This is a genomic window from Mesoplasma tabanidae, from assembly GCF_002804025.1.
GTDB lineage: Bacteria > Bacillota_I > Bacilli_A > Mycoplasmatales > Mycoplasmataceae > Mesoplasma > Mesoplasma tabanidae.
This window is the reverse complement of sequence record NZ_CP024969.1, coordinates 830,543-846,907: the sequence shown is the minus strand read 5'-3', so window position 1 is coordinate 846,907 and position 16,365 is coordinate 830,543. Positions and strand designations below refer to the sequence as shown.

Annotated in this window: 16 protein-coding genes and 1 other RNA gene; 14 read left to right on the top strand and 3 right to left on the bottom strand. The window is 26.8% G+C overall.

The window, feature by feature from the left end:
- Positions 1 to 291: 291 nt before the first annotated feature.
- The 6 genes from rpmH to MTABA_RS03820 all read left to right on the top strand — a co-directional run bounded on the left by rpmH (position 292) and on the right by MTABA_RS03820 (position 3,500).
- On the top strand, positions 292 to 426 hold the full coding sequence (gene rpmH / locus MTABA_RS03845) for a 50S ribosomal protein L34 (RefSeq protein WP_011183579.1): 135 nt from the start codon (positions 292 to 294) through the stop codon (positions 424 to 426).
- An 11-nt stretch (positions 427 to 437) separates the two neighbouring features.
- The gene (gene rnpA, locus MTABA_RS03840; RefSeq protein ID WP_100679844.1) at positions 438 to 770 is read left to right on the top strand and encodes a ribonuclease P protein component; all 333 of its coding nucleotides are present in this window, start codon (positions 438 to 440) and stop codon (positions 768 to 770) included.
- 40 nt (positions 771 to 810) lie between these two features.
- Complete coding sequence (gene yidC, locus MTABA_RS03835; RefSeq protein WP_425270567.1) at positions 811 to 2,034, top strand: membrane protein insertase YidC; 1,224 nt, start codon at positions 811 to 813, stop codon at positions 2,032 to 2,034.
- 100 nt (positions 2,035 to 2,134) lie between these two features.
- Positions 2,135 to 2,935, top strand: a complete 801-nt coding sequence (locus MTABA_RS03830; protein ID WP_100679842.1) for a Cof-type HAD-IIB family hydrolase — start codon at positions 2,135 to 2,137, stop codon at positions 2,933 to 2,935.
- A gap of 28 nt (positions 2,936 to 2,963) precedes the next feature.
- Positions 2,964 to 3,059, top strand: an RNA gene (gene ffs / locus MTABA_RS03825) — signal recognition particle sRNA small type.
- A 9-nt stretch (positions 3,060 to 3,068) separates the two neighbouring features.
- A complete protein-coding gene (locus MTABA_RS03820) occupies positions 3,069 to 3,500 on the top strand; it encodes a nucleoside deaminase (protein ID WP_100679841.1) in 432 nt (143 codons plus the stop codon).
- A 46-nt stretch (positions 3,501 to 3,546) separates the two neighbouring features.
- Here the strand turns inward: MTABA_RS03820 and MTABA_RS03815 are convergent, their stop codons facing one another.
- From MTABA_RS03815 to MTABA_RS03805, 3 genes are all read right to left on the bottom strand, one after another.
- Entirely contained in the window at positions 3,547 to 4,512 is a 966-nt protein-coding gene (locus MTABA_RS03815; protein WP_100679840.1) for an IS30 family transposase, read from the bottom strand.
- 17 nt (positions 4,513 to 4,529) lie between these two features.
- Positions 4,530 to 5,429, bottom strand: coding sequence for an IS30 family transposase (locus MTABA_RS03810; protein ID WP_100679839.1), 900 nt, complete (start codon positions 5,427 to 5,429; stop codon positions 4,530 to 4,532).
- A 136-nt stretch (positions 5,430 to 5,565) separates the two neighbouring features.
- Complete coding sequence (locus tag MTABA_RS03805; RefSeq protein ID WP_167373344.1) at positions 5,566 to 6,366, bottom strand: Cof-type HAD-IIB family hydrolase; 801 nt, start codon at positions 6,364 to 6,366, stop codon at positions 5,566 to 5,568.
- Between the two features lie 184 nt (positions 6,367 to 6,550).
- Between MTABA_RS03805 and dnaX the strand changes: the two genes are divergently transcribed.
- The 8 genes from dnaX (at position 6,551) to mnmG (ending at position 16,357) form a co-directional block, all read left to right on the top strand.
- Positions 6,551 to 8,482: a DNA polymerase III subunit gamma/tau gene (dnaX, locus tag MTABA_RS03800; protein ID WP_100679864.1), complete on the top strand. Its 1,932-nt coding sequence runs from the start codon at positions 6,551 to 6,553 to the stop codon at positions 8,480 to 8,482.
- Between the two features lie 2 nt (positions 8,483 to 8,484).
- Entirely contained in the window at positions 8,485 to 9,075 is a 591-nt protein-coding gene (recR, locus tag MTABA_RS03795) for a recombination mediator RecR (protein WP_100679837.1), read from the top strand.
- 1 nt (position 9,076) lies between these two features.
- Positions 9,077 to 9,712 (top strand): dTMP kinase, encoded by a 636-nt coding sequence (gene tmk, locus MTABA_RS03790; RefSeq protein WP_100679836.1) that lies wholly within the window; start codon positions 9,077 to 9,079, stop codon positions 9,710 to 9,712.
- Positions 9,691 to 10,434: a DNA polymerase III subunit gene (locus MTABA_RS03785; protein ID WP_100679835.1), complete on the top strand. Its 744-nt coding sequence runs from the start codon at positions 9,691 to 9,693 to the stop codon at positions 10,432 to 10,434. Before tmk ends, MTABA_RS03785 begins: the two co-directional genes overlap by 22 nt.
- Entirely contained in the window at positions 10,434 to 11,156 is a 723-nt protein-coding gene (locus MTABA_RS03780) for a tRNA1(Val) (adenine(37)-N6)-methyltransferase (RefSeq protein WP_100679834.1), read from the top strand. The genes MTABA_RS03785 and MTABA_RS03780 overlap by 1 nt, the downstream gene beginning before the upstream one ends.
- A 5-nt stretch (positions 11,157 to 11,161) precedes the next feature.
- Positions 11,162 to 12,358: a tRNA lysidine(34) synthetase TilS gene (tilS, locus tag MTABA_RS03775; RefSeq protein ID WP_100679833.1), complete on the top strand. Its 1,197-nt coding sequence runs from the start codon at positions 11,162 to 11,164 to the stop codon at positions 12,356 to 12,358.
- A 62-nt stretch (positions 12,359 to 12,420) separates the two neighbouring features.
- Entirely contained in the window at positions 12,421 to 14,373 is a 1,953-nt protein-coding gene (gene ftsH / locus MTABA_RS03770) for an ATP-dependent zinc metalloprotease FtsH (protein WP_100679832.1), read from the top strand.
- 103 nt (positions 14,374 to 14,476) lie between these two features.
- Positions 14,477 to 16,357, top strand: a complete 1,881-nt coding sequence (gene mnmG / locus MTABA_RS03765) for a tRNA uridine-5-carboxymethylaminomethyl(34) synthesis enzyme MnmG (RefSeq protein WP_100679831.1) — start codon at positions 14,477 to 14,479, stop codon at positions 16,355 to 16,357.
- Positions 16,358 to 16,365: the final 8 nt, after the last annotated feature.

The following is a 16,365-nucleotide window of genomic DNA, read 5'->3' as shown; positions in this document are numbered from 1 at the left end:
GTTAGTTCCCCTTCATAAAATAAATTAAAGCACATATTTGTAGTAGTTTTCCACAATGTGTGGATAAAAAATTAAATTAAAAAGAAATAAACATTAATAAAAGATAAACAAAATTAATAGTATAGTGTTTATGTGACTTTTTTCCACTTTTCCACAAAAGGTCTAATGAGTTGTTGAAAAAATAGTTATAAAAAACACAACAAAAAAAATTTCAAAAAATAACTATACATTTTTAGCGACTTATATTATAATTAACAAGAATTATCAACTTTAAAAGGGGGTTTGAATACAATGAAAAGAACTTGACAACCATCAAAAATTAAACACGCACGTGTTCACGGTTTTAGAGCTAGAATGGCTACTAAAAATGGAAGAAAAGTTATTAAAGCTCGTAGAGCAAAAGGTAGAGCTAAATTAACTGCTTAATTTTTTGTGAGATGAAAAATAAAAAAATCATAAAAAAGAATTTTGAATTTCAAGAAATAATATCAAAACAAGAATTTTATAGAAATTCTTCGTTTGTTATTTATTACACTAAAAACGATAAAGAATATTTTAGATACGGAATAAGTGTTGGCAAAAAATTAGGCAATGCTGTAATGAGAAATAAAATTAAAAGACAGATTAGAATGATGATTCAAAATCAAATTAAAACATCATTTGAATTTTCATACGATATCATAATTATCGCAAGAAATAGAATGATGCAAAATTCCTTTGATCAAAATCAAAAAGAATTAAAAAAGTTAATTGTTAAATTTTTAAAATAGCAAGGAGGTGCTAGTTTTGTATAATGAAAATCAATTATTCATGTCTAATCCTAAAAAAAATGGGGTTATGTCATATATGAACTCAAATAGCACCGCAAAAACTAAAAAAACTTTTTGACAAAAAATGTCAGATAGTAATGATAGAAAAAGAATATTAAAACTTATATGAAAGTGAATTAAAATTTTAGGATTTTTATTTATTATAATCTCAATGATTTGAGGTTGTGTGCAAATGTATCAAGACCCATATTTAATACAAGAAGTTACTGATATGACAGGTAGAAGAGTTTACATGCCGGGGGTTTCATTCGAAATTGTTATTGCTGCATTAGGTGAGAAGCCATCTCAAAATTGAGCAGTTATAGTAACTGGACTAAATGGTCAGCAATATGCTTACAATGTTATAAGTTCATGATCTGAGGCATTTTCTAAAACAGGTTCTCCTTTCTATGGATTCTTTGTTTACCCAACAGCCTTATTGCTTAATGCATTAATTAAAGGAATGTCAGGAACACTTAACCCAGAATTAGGAAACAGTAGTTATGGAGTATCAGTTATATTTGCAATTTTATTTACTGTTATTATTATTAAATCTATTTCTCTAGCGTTTACTTGAAAGTCTCAAGTGAATCAGCACAAGCAACAAGCTTTCCAATTAAAACAAGCTGATATTCAAGCTAAGTATAAAGGTGATAAATCACCTCAAGCTAGACAAAAAATGTCAGCAGAAATGCAAGCCTTACAAAAGAAAGAAGGTTTTTCGCCATTTTCATCAATGGCTGGAGCTTTTGCGTCAATGCCGTTCCTATTTGCGATTTATGCAATTGTTAGATCAACAAAGTCTTTAAAAATTGCTAACGTTGGATTAATTGCTTTAATTGAGAAACCATGAGCACAAATGTTAAATGGTGAAGTTATTTATCTTTCATTACTAGCTGTTTACTTACCATTGCAAATAATTTCAATGTTATTACCATTGGTTTTACAATCAATTAAACAAAAATCAATAACATTGACTGAAGCACAGAGAAAATCTCGTAAGAAACAATATATTATGCAAGGGGTATTTGCATTTGTATTTATCTTTGTTGTTGCATCTGTTGCCTCAGGGGTTGCAATTTATTGAATATTTTCATCAACATTTCAAATTATACAAACTTTAGGTTTCTTCTTCTGAAATCAACACAAAGCTAATCGCTCTGTACAAGAAGTTCAACGTAGAAAACGCCAAGAAGAAAGAAGATTAGAAAAATTAAATAAGTAATTTAAATAACAGGAAACTGTTATTTTTTTATACCAAAAGCAATTTTGTTATTAAGAATAATTGTATAATTTTGGTAGAAACTTTATTGGAGAATAAAATAATGAAATGGCTTTTTACAGATTTTGATGGAACTTTAAGAAATAGCAAAGATGAACAAAATACAATAACAGAAAGTGACATGAATTTTGTTATAAAAATGCAGAAAAAAGGTAACAAAATAGTTATTTCAACAGGTAGACCATTTGAACATATTAATGAACATATAAAACAAAATTATCCAGACTTTTTACCTGACTATTATTTAACTAATGCCGGTGCTGCAATATATGATAATACAGGAAAGCAATTATTTGCAGAATATTTAGAAGAAGAATTAACAAAAGAAATTATTAATTATGTTAAGGAAAATAGAAAAGAAATATTTAGTTTAGTTTATTCTTTTAAAGGTGAGGAAGATTTTTTCTATCATGATTTTTGACAAGATGAAATGAAAACAACTTTTATGGGAATGATGCCAAAAAATAAAACACTTGATTACATAAATGGTAAAAAAATAATTTGTTTTAAAATGAGTTGTAAAACAGAAACATGAAAAAGACTTACAGATAACTTAGAAGAAAAGAAACTAAAATTTAGCTATGTTTCAAACAACTTGAAGGAAATTACTTTCAATGAAATACATCAAGCAAATGTATCAAAAGGTAATGCGATAAGAAAAATGAAAGATATATTTAACATTAATGAAAACGATATTATAGTTGCTGGTGATGATAATAACGATCTTTCGATGTTTAAAGAATTTTTTAATAACTCTTATATTGTTAAGCAAGAACATAATATAAATATAAGAAATAAGGCAAAATATATTGTTGATAAATTAAGTGATATTAAATCGTATTAGTTTTAAAAATGTTATTTTAAATGTATAATAATATTGCCGTGATAAAGATTACGCCCGAATGAGTCAGGACCGGAAGGTAGCAGCTATAAGGGAATGTGTTTTGTATCACGGTTTTTTTGTTTATAATTAATCTATGATAAATTTAGAAAAATATATAAAAGAAATTAAAATAAAAAATGATGCAAAAGATGTGCCTGTTTTTGCGTGTTTAATAAAAAATGAAAAAATTATTTTTAAAGCATATAATAACAGTTATAAAAAGTGAAAAATAACTGGGCATGCAGAAATAAATGTAATTAATAAGGCATCGCAAAAAAATAAAAGTGGGAATCTTTCTGAGTATACATTATTTACAACTTTAGAACCTTGCCTAATGTGTTATGGCGCAATTAAACAAGCAAAAATTAATAATGTGACGTATTTAACAGAAAATATAAAAATGAGTTTTAGAAATTATGTAAACATAGATGAAATTAAAATTGATATTAAAAAGTTAGATAATTCAAAAACAGAAGCTAACTACATAAAAATAATTTCTGATTTCTTTAAGAAAAAAAGAAACTAAAAACCACAAAATATTTGTATAAATTAAAATTGGAAGTGCAATACTTCTAACCGAATGTCTCATAAAATTCCTGAGCTGATTTGTAGTTCAGAATTTTACGAGGCATTTTATTTATTTCATTTAATATTTCAATTATATTATCATCTGTTAAATTTGTAAAATTAGTTTTCTTAGGTAAATATCTTCTGATTAATCCATTAAAGTTTTCATTAGTGCTTTTTTCACAAGAAGCATACGTATTACATGTATAAAGTGGCACGCTTAATTCTTGTGTGACTTCATGTAAAAGATTAAATTCCATACCGTTATCTTTAGTGATAGATTTAATATTTAAATTTTCTTTTCCAATTAATTCTTTTAATTTTTCATTTGTATGTTTCATAGTTTTATTTTCTAGTTTAATTGCAAAACCCTTTCGGGTAACTCTTTCGACAAGTGTAATTATTGCTTTTGAAGTGTTACCTGCACCCACAACTAAATCTATTTCAAAATGACCTACTTCTTTTCTTTTATTAATATTTTTAGGTCTATAAGTAATTGGAATAGAGTTCATTTTTGAAATTTCTCATAGATATTTCTTATATTTACTAGACTTTCTTCATCAAAACCTAGGTCTAAGCAAGTCTTTTGATTTTATTTTTATTTGTTTATTTTTAATTCAATTGTAAACAGTTTGAGTTGTTGGGGTTTTGATTCCAAGTTCTTTGGCCTTAAAAACGCAAACATCAATACTAAAGCTTTTTGGATTAAAATTTGCATAAAGAAATCTTAAGAATTCCTTATATTTATTTATTTCATTTTGATGAGATAAGGTGTTATTAATGTCTCTAGTAAATTGCGCATCTTTAGCTTTATAAATTACAGCTGCTTTATTTCTTTTGATTTCTCTGTAAATCGTTGATCTATTTCTATTTAGTTCTTTAGCTATGAAAGAAACTGATTTATTTTGAACATTTAATAGATATTCAATTAATGTTCTTTCTTTTAAAGATATTTGTTTATAATTATTCATGGTAACTCCTTTGGGCTTTAGTCGGTCAAGGGGTTGCTTTTTTGTATCAAAAAAACTGCAATGCCTATGAGATTATTTTCTCATAAGTGTTGCAGTTCCAATTTTAATTCGTATTTAGTGCTTTTTTCACAAGAAGCATACGTATTACATGTATAAAGTGGCACGCTTAATTCTTGTGTGACTTCATGTAAAAGATTAAATTCCATACCGTTATCTTTAGTGATAGATTTAATATTTAAATTTTCTTTTCCAATTAATTCTTTTAATTTTTCATTTGTATGTTTCATAGTTTTATTTTCTAGTTTAATTGCAAAACCCTTTCGGGTAACTCTTTCGACAAGTGTAATTATTGCTTTTGAAGTGTTACCTGCACCCACAACTAAATCTATTTCAAAATGACCTACTTCTTTTCTTTTATTAATATTTTTAGGTCTATAAGTAATTGGAATAGAGTTCATTTTTGAAATTTCTCATAGATATTTCTTATATTTACTAGACTTTCTTCATCAAAACCTAGGTCTAAGCAAGTCTTTTGATTTTATTTTTATTTGTTTATTTTTAATTCAATTGTAAACAGTTTGAGTTGTTGGGGTTTTGATTCCAAGTTCTTTGGCCTTAAAAACGCAAACATCAATACTAAAGCTTTTTGGATTAAAATTTGCATAAAGAAATCTTAAGAATTCCTTATATTTATTTATTTCATTTTGATGAGATAAGGTGTTATTAATGTCTCTAGTAAATTGCGCATCTTTAGCTTTATAAATTACAGCTGCTTTATTTCTTTTGATTTCTCTGTAAATCGTTGATCTATTTCTATTTAGTTCTTTAGCTATGAAAGAAACTGATTTATTTTGAACATTTAATAGATATTCAATTAATGTTCTTTCTTTTAAAAATATTTGTTTATAATTATTCATGGTAACTCCTTTGGGCTTTAGTCGGTCAAGGGGTTGCTTTTTTGTATCAAAAAAACTGCAATGCCTATGAGATTATTTTCTCATAAGTGTTGCAGTTCCAATTTTAATTCGTAAAACCACAAAATATTTGTGGTTTTTAGTTTATAGATATGTAGTTTTCTATTTCATAAACATTTGAAATAATATTATTCGCAGCCATAATAGCTTTTTTAGTGCCCTTTTCCATAGCAAACGAATTTTTGCACCTGTTAAGCATTTCATAGTCATTATCACCGTCTCCGCTAACAACAATATCATTATCGCTAATGTTATATTTGTTTTTTAAAAATTTTATCCCTGAATATTTTGAAACATCTTTATGCATAATTTCCAAATTAAAAGGTGAAGTTTGAATGATCTTTAAATTTTTAAAATTATTAAATAAATTTAAAATATAATCAAAATCCTGAGGGTGAGCAAATAAAGTAATATTATTAAGGTCTTTGTTATTAAGAATTTCATTTATGTGTTGGCTAAAATTATCCTCCATTTCAAATCATTTTTGCTGAACTATACTTTCATTATATCTAGGTGTTTTTTCTTCAATTCCAGAAAGAATAAAACATTCACTATGATCAGCAATTTTTATACCACAAAATTTATATAACTTATTAACAATTTGAAACAGTTGTTTGCGTTCATCCATTCCTATAGATTGATTAAAAATTAGTTGATTACCTTTATATAATGAGGCGCCATTATTAGCTATTTTATATTCAGATTTTAAATTGTAATGATTTATTAAGTAATTAATATAGCTAACGTCTCTACCAGTTGCTATTATAAAATTATTTTCTTTTGTTCACCTTTCAATAAAATCCATATCTTTTGGATCAATTGCTTCAGTTTTTGGATTTAGTGTAAGTGTACCATCAAAATCAGATATTCATCATTTCATTTTTTTATTCTCCTTTGTAAAAATGATAATACTTTTTAAGAAAAAACAATAAAAATAAAGCATTAAAATAAAACTACTTTTAAAAATTAAAATTTGTTTATTTCAATTAAATATAACCAGTGTATAAAGACTTTCAAAAATGATAAAATTAATAATAAATATATTTTTAATAACTGGAGGGTTTATGGAACAAAATAAAGCAATATACAGAAAATATAGACCAAGTAATTTTGGAGATATAGCAGGTCATCAAAATGTTGTTGAAATATTAAAAAATGAATTAAAAAATAATAAAATAAGTCATTCATTTTTATTTGCAGGACAAAGAGGTACTGGTAAAACATCTATAGCTAGAATAATAGCTAAAAGTGTCAACTGTGTAAATCTATCAGAAGGTTTAGCTTGCGAAAGTTGCGAAAGTTGTGTTGCATCTAATGAGCAGAGAAACCCTGACATAATAGAAATGGATGCAGCATCTAACAATGGTGTTGATGAAATTAGAGAAATAAAAAATAATATTAATTCATTGCCTTTTATTGGGAAATATAAAATATACATTATTGATGAAGTTCACATGTTAACAAAAGCTGCATTTAACGCACTTTTAAAAACACTTGAAGAACCTCCAGTCCATGCAATATTTATTTTAGCAACCACTGAATATGCAAAAATTCCAGCAACAATACTTTCAAGATGTCAAATATTTAATTTTAAAAAAATAGACAGAATATCATTAATGAACAGATTAAATTTTATTTGCGAAAAAGAGGGATATAAAATTGATAAAGCAGTTTTAGAAGAAATAGCAATTATTTCTGAAGGGTCACTGAGAGATGCATCAAATGTAATTGAACAATTAATGACTGTAACATCAGAAAATATTACTATTGAAGATTTAAAGTCAGTCTTTTATGTAGCAACTAAAACTGAAAAAATTAAAATATTAAATAACATATTAAATAATGAACCAGCAACAATTATAAATTATTTTGAAAAAGCAAATAATCAAGGTATGGATTTTGATGTGTTTACATTAAGTTTAATTGAAATAGTTAAAGAAATAATTGAATTTAAGTTTACTAAAGACAGCACTGTTTTAAATATTTTAGAGGAAGCAGATTTAGTTAATTTTTCTCATATAGAAGTTAAATCTTTATTTGAAGTAGCAGATAATTTGAGTGATGCTTATGCCAAAACTAAAGGAACAAGCATAAACTTTAATTATTTGCTGATTAGTTTGTTAAAGACTTTAAAAAATCCCAAAGAATATAAAATTGAGTTAAAAGATCAAAACTCTGAAACAGTAGAAATTAAAGAACAAATAAATGTTATTCCTGAATCTATTACCGAGACCGCTAAAAAAGAAGTGTATAAAGAAACAGTTAAAACTCAAGTTAAAGAAGAATTTATTGTAGAGCAAACAGTTGAACAAATAAATGTTATTCCTGAGGTAGTTAATAACATAGACCAAGAAAAAACATATAACGAGCAGGACAAACCTAATTTTGGTGAAATAAAAATTAATGAAGATAATTTTGAAATTAAAACTTTAACTAATTTAAAAATTCAATTGAATAAAAATTTAGTAGATAATGAACATAAGAAAACATATAAAGTCGAAATTTCTGAAGTTATTAATTTATTGGTTGGTGCAAATAAAACAAAAAGAGAAGAAATAGAGAATAAATTTAACAGCTTTTTTGCAATTGATGAATCTGATAATTTAATTAATCCAATTTTAGCGAAAAAGTATATTAATTTTTTTAACTTTAAAGTTATTGCTGCATCACAAAATGAAGTACTTTTAAGATCAGAAGATTTTGAAAATGTTAATAATTTATTAGTAACCTTACAAAATGATGGATTGAGAGAAGAAATACAAAAGGAATTTAATAAAATATTATTTTTGCCAATTGATGAAGCTCTTTGAAATGAAATAAAAGTTTCTTTTAAAAAGTTAAAAGAAGATAATCAATTGCCAACATATCAACAAATAAACTATGACTCATACTTTGATGCTAAAAAACAATCAATAGTTCTAAGTCATTTTGATGATAAAACAATAGAAGCAGCATCAAGACTGTTTAATATTGATGAATTAGAAATAGAGGATTAATTATGAACAAAGAATTGTTTGAAGAAATTATAGCTAACATTAATAAAAATGATGGACTTACTAAAAAAACAAGTGAGAGATTAGTTAACAATTTAATAATTGATAAATTCGCTTTAGACAATTTTGTTAAACAACTTAATTTAATAAAAGAAAACATAACAATTTGTTCTATTTGTAATTATTATGAAATTGAAAATAAGTGCTTAATTTGCAGTGATGAAAGTAGAAATCAAAATGTAATTTGTGTTGTTGCAAGTCAGCTAGATGTTAACAACATTGAAAAAATAAATAAGTATAAAGGTCTTTATCATGTGCTAGGATCTGAAATAAATTTGAATAAGAAAAAAACACCAACAGAAATAAATTTTGAAAGCTTATTATCAAGAATTGAAAATAACACTGAATTAATTTTAGCCTTGAATGCTACTTTTGAGGGTGAGTTAACAACTAATTATATATATCAATTAACTAAAAATCTTAACATCAATATAACAAGAATAGCAAAAGGTATACCGATGGGTGGAAGCCTTGATTATATGGATGAAACAACTTTAGAAAGTGCTTTTAAGAATAGAAAGAAATATGAGGTCTAATATGTTTATAACAATTGAAGGAATGGATGGAAGCGGAAAAACAACTGCACTACAAAGAGTGAAAAACCATTTAGAAGATTTAAATTATAAAGTTGTTATGACTAGAGAGCCTGGGGGATTACCAATTTCTGAAAAATTAAGAGAACTTATATTAAATAAGGATAGTCAAGGAATGGAGCCCTGAACTGAAGCTTTACTTTTTATTGCTGCTAGAAAAGAACATCTTGAAAAGGTAATCAAACCTTATTTACAAAAAGGATATATAGTTATATCAGACAGATTTATGGATTCAACAACAGCATACCAAGGTGGAGCTAGAGGTCTTGGCATAGATTATTTAAATAATTTACAAAAAACAATTCTAGAAGGTTTTTTACCAGACTTAACTTTGTATTTTGAATTAAGTTTTGAAGATGCTGAAAAAAGGCTTTCTGAAAGACATGAAGAAAAAAATAGATTAGATGAAGAAGGAAGAAAATTTAAAGAATCTGTAAAAGCTGCTTTTGAAGAATTAGCGAAAAAGGAGCTTAAAAGAATAACAGTTATTGATGCTTCAAAAACACCTGATGAAGTTTTTGAAGACACTAAAAAAATTATTTTAGAAAAGATAGAGTTATGAAAAAAAGAGAAACACTAGAAAAATTTATTGAGCAATTAAAAACTAAAAAAATGTTTAGCTCTATTTTAGTTTCAAATGATAATCAAGATAATTTAAATGAATTTGCAAATGAATTTGCGAGAATAATATTTTGTGAAAATTTAAGTATTGAAAACGATCAATGTGTTAATTGTAAAAGATTTGAAAATAAAAGTTTAGCTAATCTTGTTTTTCTGGGAGATGGTAGTTTAGCTATAAATAAGTCTGATGTTATAGAACTTATGCATAAGTTCTCTTTAACAACTAATGAAGTTAATAAATTTAAGGTCTACATTTTAGCGAATGCTGAAAATCTAAAAAATGAATCAGGTAACGCGTTATTAAAATTTATTGAAGAACCACCTGAAAACACTATTGCAATTCTTTTAACAAAAAATAAAAGTCAAGTTTTACCAACAATAAAATCAAGATGTAAATTAATAGTTTTAGAAAATAAAAACAGAAATGATAATAGTCAAAATTTAATTGAAGAAATCTTGGGTAAAGATAAAAACACAATTTTACTTTCTAACTCTGAATTGAAAAAAATGGATAAATCTGAATTAATTGGAATTCTTGAAGAGGCATATAGTAGAACAATAATAAAAAAATATTTAAACATTGCTGAAGCAACGCTTCAATTAATTAATGATTTAAAGTTTACATTTCAAACTAATTTAGCAATAGATGTCTTTTTAATACATGTGAGTGAGGTAATCTAATGAAAATTTTAAATGACTTATTAGGATATGAAGATAGAAAAATTTATCAAGATTCAGAGATGTTTAATTTCACTTTAGATAGTGTTCTTATAGCCAGATTTATTAATTTAAAAAGTAGTGTTAAAAAAATAGTTGATTTTGGAACCAATAATGCAGTGATACCTCTTATAATTTCAAAGTACACAAATGCAAAAATTGTGGGAGTTGAAATACAACAAAAAGCAGCAGAATTGGCAATTGAAAATATAAAATTAAATATGTTAGAGGATCAGATTCAAATAGTTAATGACGACATTAAAAATTACTCAAAAGAAATGGCTAATAAATTTGATGCAGTTATTTGTAATCCACCCTTTTTCAAAAAACATGAAGATTCAAAAGTTAAGAAAATAAGCGAAGAAGTTGTTAATGCAAGACATGAAACTTTAATAACACTTGAAGAAATAATTAAAAATGCTGGATTAATTTTAAAAAATGGAGGTTCATTTACATTGGTTCATAGACCAGAAAGAGCAGGAGAAATTATAAGTTTACTTTATAAATACAAGTTTGCTCCTAAAAGAATGCAATTTGTTCATTCAAAATCAAGAGATGAAGCAAAAACAATTTTAATTGATGCTATTTTGGAAGGTAATGAAGGAATGCAAATACTCAACCCTTTAATCTCTCATAAAGAAGACGAATCTTATACTAATGACTTATTGAAATATTTTAAGGACTAAGAACAATGCAAAAATTTAAAATAAATGCAAAATTTTCATATTTAGTTGCTGTTTCTGGGGGACCAGATAGCATGTTTATGTTAAATGAATTAGTTAAAATGAATATTAAAGAATTAGTCATATGCCATGTTAATTATAATTTTAGAAAAGACTCAAAAAATGATCAAGAAATTGTTGAAGAGTTTTGTAAAAAAAATCACTTAAAATTAGAAACTCTTATTATTGAGCAAAATTACTCAGAACTTAAAGAAAACTTTGAAAGTTGAGCTAGAAAAACAAGATATGATTTTTTTGCTGAAATATCTAAAAAATATAGTATTAAAAATGTTTTAGTTGCGCATAATAAGAATGATCTGATTGAAACTTTTTTATTACAAAAACAAAGAAAAGGTTATGTCAAATACTTTGGCTTAAATAAAACTTCAATATATAAAGATTTAATTATTGTTAGACCAATGCTAAGTATTTTGAAGTCTGATATTATCAATTCATTGAAAGATGAAAAAGTAAAATATGCAATCGATTCAACTAATCAAGACATTAAGTATGAAAGAAATAAAATAAGAGCTGAAATTTCAGAAATTTCTTTTTCGCAAATTGAAAAAGAAATTGAATTGTTAAACAAGAATCTTGAAAAGACTAATTTAAAGGTTAACTGATATGTTAATAATAATATGTCTGCTGATGAATTAAAAATTAATAAGAATTTAACAGACCAAGATTTAGAGTTTATTCAAAGAACTATTTATAGATGACTAGAAGTTATAAAAAAAGATTTTATTGTTCAAAATAGAAGCAACAAAACCATTTTTGAAATAGCAAAAAATATGAAAGTTTCAGAAAAAGTTTTTTGAGAAATAAATGTTGGAAGTTATTCTATTATAAAAGATTATGAAAACTTGTTTTTAATTGATAATAAAATGATACAACCCAAAACATTTTTAATAAATTCACAGCAAGAATTATACCTGGCAGAAGAGTTCATTAATTGATTAGATATAATAAACGCAATTAAACGTAATAAAGAAAACTATCCTTATGTAATAAGTAATGATTTTGCTAAGTACAAATTAGATACTTATACATTAGGTAAAAAAACAAATAGATATTTAATTGATAAGAAAATTAGATATAAAAATAGAATGTTAAAGGCTGTGGTTTACAGTAATAAAGCAAAGAAAATCTTAAATACCATTAAGTAGAGTAATAAAGCAAATAATGGTATTATTAAAATAGATTAAAAATCTTGAGATGGAGGAACAAAATGAAGACTAAAAAAAGTAAGTCAACTTTATGGTTTTGGTTAATAATTTTATTAGCCGTTATAGTTACAATAATTATTATCGCTGTTACTGTTAAAGGGACAACTCAAGTTATAAGCGCAGAAGAGTTTAATAAGTGAGTTATTAAAAATGGACCGATAGATAATCCAAAAATTGATGAATATTGAAGAAACGTATTAATTTATAAGGGAACTAATAACACCGTAGTTATAAAAGGATCTTATAAATTGGATTCCAAATTTGTTAACTTTGTTGTTTATATGGATTATGCTGACTTAATTAGAATTTTCCCCCAAGGATTACTACCATGGCCAACTCTTGTTTATCAAGGGTCAGTTGGTATGGCATTATTGGTTTCATTGGCACCATTATTAATTTATATATTATTATTTGGTGGAATCATTTGATTTATGATGAAAGGTTCTGCTGGGGCAGGAGCTGGGGCAGGAAATATATTTGGTATGGGTAAAAATAGAGCTCGTGCTGAAAAATCAGATGTAAAATTTGCGAACGTTGCAGGAATTGAAGAAGAAAAATCAGAATTAGTTGAATTAGTTGATTATTTAAAATTTCCTGCAAAATATGCAGAAGCCGGAGCTAGAGCGCCAAAAGGTGTATTAATGGAAGGTCCACCAGGAACTGGTAAGACTTTACTTGCAAAAGCAGTTGCTGGAGAAGCTGGAGTTTCATTCTTCTCAATCGCTGGATCAGAATTTGAAGAAATGTTTGTTGGGGTTGGAGCAAGTCGTGTTCGTGAAATGTTCAATGATGCTAAAAAATCAGCACCAGCAATTATATTTATTGATGAAATTGATGCAGTAGGTAGAAAAAGAAATAATGGAATGGGTTCAGGTGGAAATGAACAAACATTAAACCAATTATTGGTTGAAATGGATGGATTTGGAACTAACTCAGGAATTATTGTTATGGCTGCAACAAACCGTGCAGACGTATTAGACCCAGCTTTATTAAGACCAGGTCGTTTTGATAGAGTTATTCAAGTTTCATTACCTGATATAAAAGAACGTAAAGCAATTTTAGAATTACATGCAAAAGGTAAAAAAATTGATAACTCTGTTGATTGATATAGAGTTGCTGAAAGAACGCCGGGGTTTTCTGGTGCTCAATTAGAAAACGTTTTAAATGAAGCTGCAATTTTAATGGTTAGAGAAAAACGTGACATTATAACAATTACTGAAATTGATGAAGCTATTGATCGTGTAGTTGGTGGGCCAGCCAAAAAATCACGTGCTATGACTAAGCAAGATAAAGATATTGTTTCATATCATGAATCAGGGCATGCATTAATTGGATTAAAACTTGATAGTGCATCTAAAGTTCAAAAAGTTACAATTATTCCACGTGGTAATGCAGGCGGATATACAATTATGACTCCAAAAGATGAAACTGTGTTTTCATCTAAAAAAGACTTATTTGCAACAATTGCTGGATATTTAGGTGGTAGAGCAGCTGAAGAAATAATGTTTGGTAAAGAAAACGTTACAACAGGTGCACATGATGACTTAGATAAAGCAACAAACATTGCTAGAAGAATGGTTGTTCAATTTGGTATGTCAAGTCTAGGTATGACAAAATACTTAACAATGGCAGAAGAATCATATGGTAAAATGGAAGGTACATATTCTGATGAAACTGCAGCTAGAATTGATGCTGAAATTTCAAAAATCCTTGAAGAATCTTATAAAATTGCTTTAAAAATAATTAAAGAAAATATGGAAACTTTAGAATTATTAGCAGAATCATTAAGAGTGCTTGAAACTATTACTGCAGAACAAATCGAATACATTAATAAAAATAAAAAATTACCAGAAGAAGTTTTAGAACAAAAACTCAGAATGGCCAAAGAAGATGAAAAAATTAAAAAAGGTGAAATCATCGACATTAAAGTAGAAGATTTGGATATCGAAGAATAATAACAATGGAGTTTAGCTCCATTTTTGTTTCTATAAATTTGCTTGTTAAAAACTCAAAAAAGACTAAAATTAAATAGATATAAAACAGAAAGGAAGAATTAAAATGCAAAAACATTTTGACGTTGTTGTAATTGGTGGTGGACACGCTGGTGTTGAAGCAGCATTGGCTTCCGCTAGACTAAATAAAAAAACAGCATTAATTAATTTATACAAGGATAGAATTGCAGCAATGCCATGTAACCCAAGCATTGGTGGACCTGCGAAAGGTATAGTAGTAAGAGAAATAGACGCTTTAGGTGGAGAAATGGCTAAGGCAGCTGATAAAACAGCGTTACAAACAAAATTGCTTAATTCTTCTAGGGGACCTGGTGTTTGAGCATTAAGGGTTCAGTCTGATAAAGATGAATATTCAAAATATATGCAAAATGCTATTGAGCAACAACACAATTTAGAATTAATTGAATCTATAGCAACAAGTCTTGTTATTGAAAATAATTCAGTAAAAGGCATTGTTTTAAAAAATGGTGAAATCATTAATTCTACTTGTGTAGTGTTGACAACAGGAACATACTTAAAATCAGAAATTCTTACAGGTCATGAAAAGTATTCATCAGGCCCAAATCAAGAGCTAACATCTAATGGTATAAGTGAATCTTTAAAAGGTGCAGGTGTTGAATTATTTAGATTTAAAACAGGAACTCCACCAAGAATTTATAAAAATTCAGTTGATCTTTCAAATGCTATTAAAGAACCAGGGACTGATGCAAAATTAGCTTTTAGTTTTTCAACTAATGAATATAAATCAATCGAAGAACAAGAACTTTGCTACTTGATTCATTCAACCACAGTAACTAAAAAAATAATTGAAGATAATCTTACTAAATCAGCAATGTATTCTGGAAAAATTGATTCAATAGGCCCAAGATACTGTCCAAGTTTTGAAGATAAAATAGTAAGATTTTCTTCAAAAGAAACTCATCAAATTTTTATTGAACCAGAATCTCTTTTAGGTGATGCTTGATATATACAAGGTTTTTCAACATCAATGCCAACTGATGTTCAATTATTAATGATTAGATCTTTACCTGGATTTGAAAAAGCAGAAGTTAAAACATGAGCATATGCTATTGAATATGATTGTGTAAATCCTATGCAATTAAATCCTTCATTGGAATTAAAAAACATAAATAATTTGTTTACTGCTGGACAAATAAATGGAACAAGCGGTTATGAAGAAGCTGCGGGTCAAGGATTAATTGCTGGTATAAATGCCTCAAGAAAAGTTGATGGATTAGAGCCATTGATTTTAAGAAGAGATGAAGCTTATATTGGTGTCATGATTGATGATTTAATTAACAAGGGAGTTTGAGAACCTTATAGACTTTTGACTAGTAGAGCAGAACATAGATTGCTTTTAAGAAATGATAATGCTGAAAATAGACTTAAAGAAAAAGGTTTTGAAATTGGATTAATTAAAAATAAAGAATACAAAGAATATTTAAAATATACCGAAGAAATAAATCAAGCAATTAAAGAATTGGAAGAAATAAGGTTTACACCAAAATCAGATCTCGCAATTAAATTAAAAAAAGCAGGTCAAGCTGATTTAAATCACGGATATAGCGGAATTGAGGTTTTGAAAATACCAACTGTAGATATTAATACTATGATTCCTTATGTTAAATCTTTGCAAAACTTAAAAAACAATCAATTGCAATCAATTGTAATTGAAACTAGATTTGCTGGTTATGTCAAAACAGAAAGAAAAACTGTAGAAAGACTAATTAAACTAGAAAAGAAAAAAATACCTTTGGATATTGATTATGACAAAGTTGAAAACTTAGCTACTGAAGCTAGACAAAAACTAAAAATAGTTAAACCATTGAACATAGGTCAAGCATCTAGAATTACAGGAGTAAACCCTTCTGACATTCAAATGTTGTTGTTTTATCTTAAAAACAACTATGCTAATGAACAAAAGTAATACTAAAA